Genomic DNA, 3,489 nt, shown 5'->3' with positions numbered 1-3,489 from the left:
TGAGCGGATGCTCCGGGTCGGGCGTCCCTCGCAGCCGTACGACATCCGGTTCGGGGACGTCGTACGACGCTGAGCCCGTCCGGGCGACGGACGGGCGACGCACGCGAGACGCCTCTGTGCCGGACGGGCGACGCCTCTGTGCCGGACGGGCGACCGACGGTCGACGCACGCGCGAGGCCTCTGCGCCGGACGGGCGACCGACGCGCGACGCTTCTGTGCCCGACGGTACCGACGGTCGACCGACGCGCGACGCTTCTGTGCCCGACGGTACCGACGGTCGACCGACGCGCGGCGCTTCTGTGCCCGACGGTACCGACGGTACGGACGGCCGACACCTCTGTGCCGGACGGGGCGACCGAGCTGCGCCGCACGGGCGACGGGCGGATGCCGGGCCGCGGGCGCCCGCGGCCGGGCGCAGGGGAACCGCGGCAGCTCAGCGGCTTCGCCGCCGGCGCCGAGGAGTTGCCCCCGGCTCGTCGCGGGCACACGCGTGGAGAGGGGGGCGCTGCGGGCCGCTCGTGGTCGCTCGCAACGCCCCCCTGGCCGTTACCCGAGGGGTGCTCGGGAGATCTTCCGGGTCACGAGCGGACCTGCGCGGTCACCAGGTCCGAGAAGGTGGCCAGCCGGGTGTAGACACCCGGGTAGCCGGCCTCCGCGCACCCCTCGCCCCAGGAAGTGATCCCTGCCAGGACGCCCCCGATGAGCAGGGGACCGCCGCTGTCGCCCTGGCAGGTGTCTACGCCGCCGGAGTTGTATCCGGCGCACACCATGTCGGACTGGACGTAGTCCGAACCGTAGGAGGAACGGCAGCTGGAGTCGGACACGATCGGCACGGTCGCGGTCCGCAGCTGGTTGGAGGAGCTGCCGTTCTCCGAGGTGGTGCCCCAGCCGAGGATCCGGGCCGTGGTGCCGGCCGCGTACACGCCCGTCTGGGTGGAAGAGACGTACGACACCGGCTTGTACGGCATCGACGTCGACAGGGTCAGCACGGCCACGTCGCTGCCGTTGGCGGCGTCCGTGTAGTCCGGGTCGATCCAGATCTTGCTGACCCGGCTCACCGTGCCGTCGGTGCCGTTGAGCTTGGTGCGGCCGCCGACCACGCGGACGCTGCCGGTGGACTCCCCGGCCATGCAGTGCGCGGCCGTCACGACCTTCTTGGCGGCCACCAGGGTGCCGCCGCAGAACTGGTTCCCGGACGCGTCCGTGATCTGCATCATGAACGGGTACGAGGTCGTGGTGGTGGTCGTACCGCCGACGATGGGCTGGGGTGCGGCGCTTGCCGTGGGGGAGGCGAGCAGCGCGGTCGCCGCGGCGGCAGTGGCCACCAGGGTCGCGGCGGTCTGTCTCACACGTCTGGGCCCGAACATGAGTCTCCTCAGTGGGGGGTTGCACCGGTGGGGGGTCGCGCGGGTGTGGGGGTCGTGGACGGAGAGGCGGGGGTCCCCCGCTCGAGCGAACTCGAGAGTGGGGAGGGACCGACCCCCCGTATGCCCGGGCGAGCGGCACGCCCTTCACGCTAGGACCCGGAACCCTCGGCTCCCAATGAGGGAACCCCCTAGGGGGTTGGGTGAGGGAAAACCCTCGGTCCGGATCAGTTAACAAGGGCGACGCTCAGCGCGCCCGTCGAGCCGCCGCCAATCGGACGATGTCGACCCTCGACCGGATCCTCAGCTTGCGGTAGACCCGGGTCAGCGTCGCCTCCACCGTCTTCACGCTGACGAACAGGCGGGCGGCGATCTCCCGGTTGGTGGCGCCCTCCATGACCAGCGCGGCGACCTGACGCTCCATCGCGGCCAGCCCCTCCAGCGCGTCCAGGGTGTCCGGCACGGTCAGCTCCGCTTCCGCGCCGGCGCCGTCGAGGGCCTCGTCCACCTGGCGGAGCCAGGGCAGCGCCCGGCAGCGGCGGAACAGCCGGGTGGCCTCCTCGAACGCGGCGGCGCCCCCGGGGCGCCGGCCGCGCAGCCGGGCCAGCGCGAGCGCGGCCCGTGCCTCCTCCAAGCCGTAGCCGAGTTTGCCGAGCCGGGACTGAGCCGAGGTCAGCCGGCACAGGGCGGCCTCCAGGTCGCCCTGTGCGGCCCGCACCAGGGCCTCGGAGCGGTCCAGGACCGCGAGCACGCTCTCCCGGCCGAGCCGCAGCGCGTGCTCCCGGCTGGCGTCGATGACGTCCTGCGCCTCGGCCGGTTCACCGATCCGGACCAGTGCCTCGGCGAGATCGCCCTGCCAGCGGCCGCGGGCCGGGTCGGTGATGCCGAGGCCCAGTTCCAGGCTGCGCACCCGGCGCAGCGAGCGCACCGTGCCGGCCGGGTCCCCGGCCACCAACTGGGCGTAGCCGAGGGCGCCCAGGGCCCGGGAGAGGTACATCTGGTCGCCGTCCTCCTCGGCGTGCTCCACCGCCTCCCGGGCGAGCGCGAGGGCCCGGTCGACGTCGCCGCCGGACGCCTCGGCGAGCGAGGTGAGCATCGCCGAGGCGGTCTCGCCGATCCCGGAGTCCCGGGCCAGCCGCAGGCTCTCGCGGGCCAGCTCCAGCGCGCGGCCGCAGTGCCCTGCGCGCAGTTCGGTCTCGGCGAGGCCGCGCAGGAAGTGCACCTCGCTCTCCACCGAGCCGCGCCGGCGGACCTCGCGCAGCAGCGCCGTGACCGTGGCCCGGGCCTCGGCCAGCTGGTCGCCCATGACCAGCCAGCGGAACCGGGCGCTGCCCGCGCCGTTGTGATGCCAGGCCACCCTCGGGTCCTGGGGCTCCTTCAGGGCCCGCTTGATGGTGCGGGGTGCCTCCGGATGGCCCATCAGGGTCTCGGTCTGCGCCTGGAAGGCGAGCGAGAGCAGCTCGGTGCGCCGGTCCCTGCCGCGCGCGGCCAGCTCGGCGGCGTGCGCGGCGGCCTCGCGGGCCTCGGTGAAGTCGCCCTCCACGATCAGCGCCCGCCACGCGAGCTGGTAGTGGACGAGGGCCAGCAGCCGGGAGTCGTCGCCCGCGTCGGCGAGGGCCTGCGGGAAGACGGCGTCGACCTCCGCCATGGTGTGGCCCGCGCTGTCGATCACGATGATCCAGGCCCGCACCCGGTCGGCGGGCACGGTCGCCCGGGTCAGCACCTCCCGGGCGATGTCCCGGGCCAGGTCCACCTCGCCCGCGGTGATCGCGTCCTCGGCGGCCTGCAGCCGGCGCTCCTCCTGGCTGGGCACGCCGTCGGCGGGCGTGTGCCGGGCGGCCAGCAGACCCAGCTGGGCGGCGACCGAGGGCGCCCCGCGGTCGCGGGCGAGGGCGGCCGCCTCGGCGAGCCGGGCCGCGACCTCGGGGTCGGCGCCCGTGGTGGCGAGGGCCAGGTGCCGGGCCCGCTCGATCGGGTCGGAGGCGGCCGTGGACAGGGCCGCGTGCGCGGCGCGCCGCTCGTGCGTGGGCGCCTCCGCGTACAGCGCGGCCGATATCAGCGGGTGGGCGAACCGTACGGCCGGGGCGTCCGGTTCGGTGGCCAGCAGGCCGAGTTCGGCGGCCTG

General features: G+C 74.9%; 2 protein-coding genes. Both read right to left on the bottom strand.

All coding sequences use genetic code 11. The features are described from left to right. Positions 1–578: 578 nt before the first annotated feature. Positions 579–1,367 carry a S1 family peptidase gene (locus ACLU3S_RS36300; RefSeq protein ID WP_413956238.1) on the bottom strand — a complete coding sequence of 263 codons (789 nt, stop codon included), beginning with the start codon at positions 1,365–1,367 and terminating at the stop codon, positions 579–581. Between the two features lie 244 nt (positions 1,368–1,611). Beyond that, positions 1,612–3,489 (bottom strand): LuxR C-terminal-related transcriptional regulator (locus ACLU3S_RS36295; protein WP_413956237.1); only part of this gene is annotated, 1,878 nt, incomplete at its 5' end.

The sequence above is a fragment of the Streptomyces sp. AF1A genome, from assembly GCF_047340315.1.
In the GTDB taxonomy this organism is placed as follows: domain Bacteria; phylum Actinomycetota; class Actinomycetes; order Streptomycetales; family Streptomycetaceae; genus Streptomyces.
The sequence above is the reverse complement of the archived record's forward strand: the minus strand, read 5'-3'. Positions and strand labels throughout refer to the sequence as shown.

What these genes read in the sequence shown, in the direction of transcription:
- ACLU3S_RS36300 (WP_413956238.1), bottom strand. Translation starts at nt 1,367, where the DNA reads ATGTTCGGGCCCAGACGTGTGAGACAGACCGCCGCGACCCTGGTGGCC.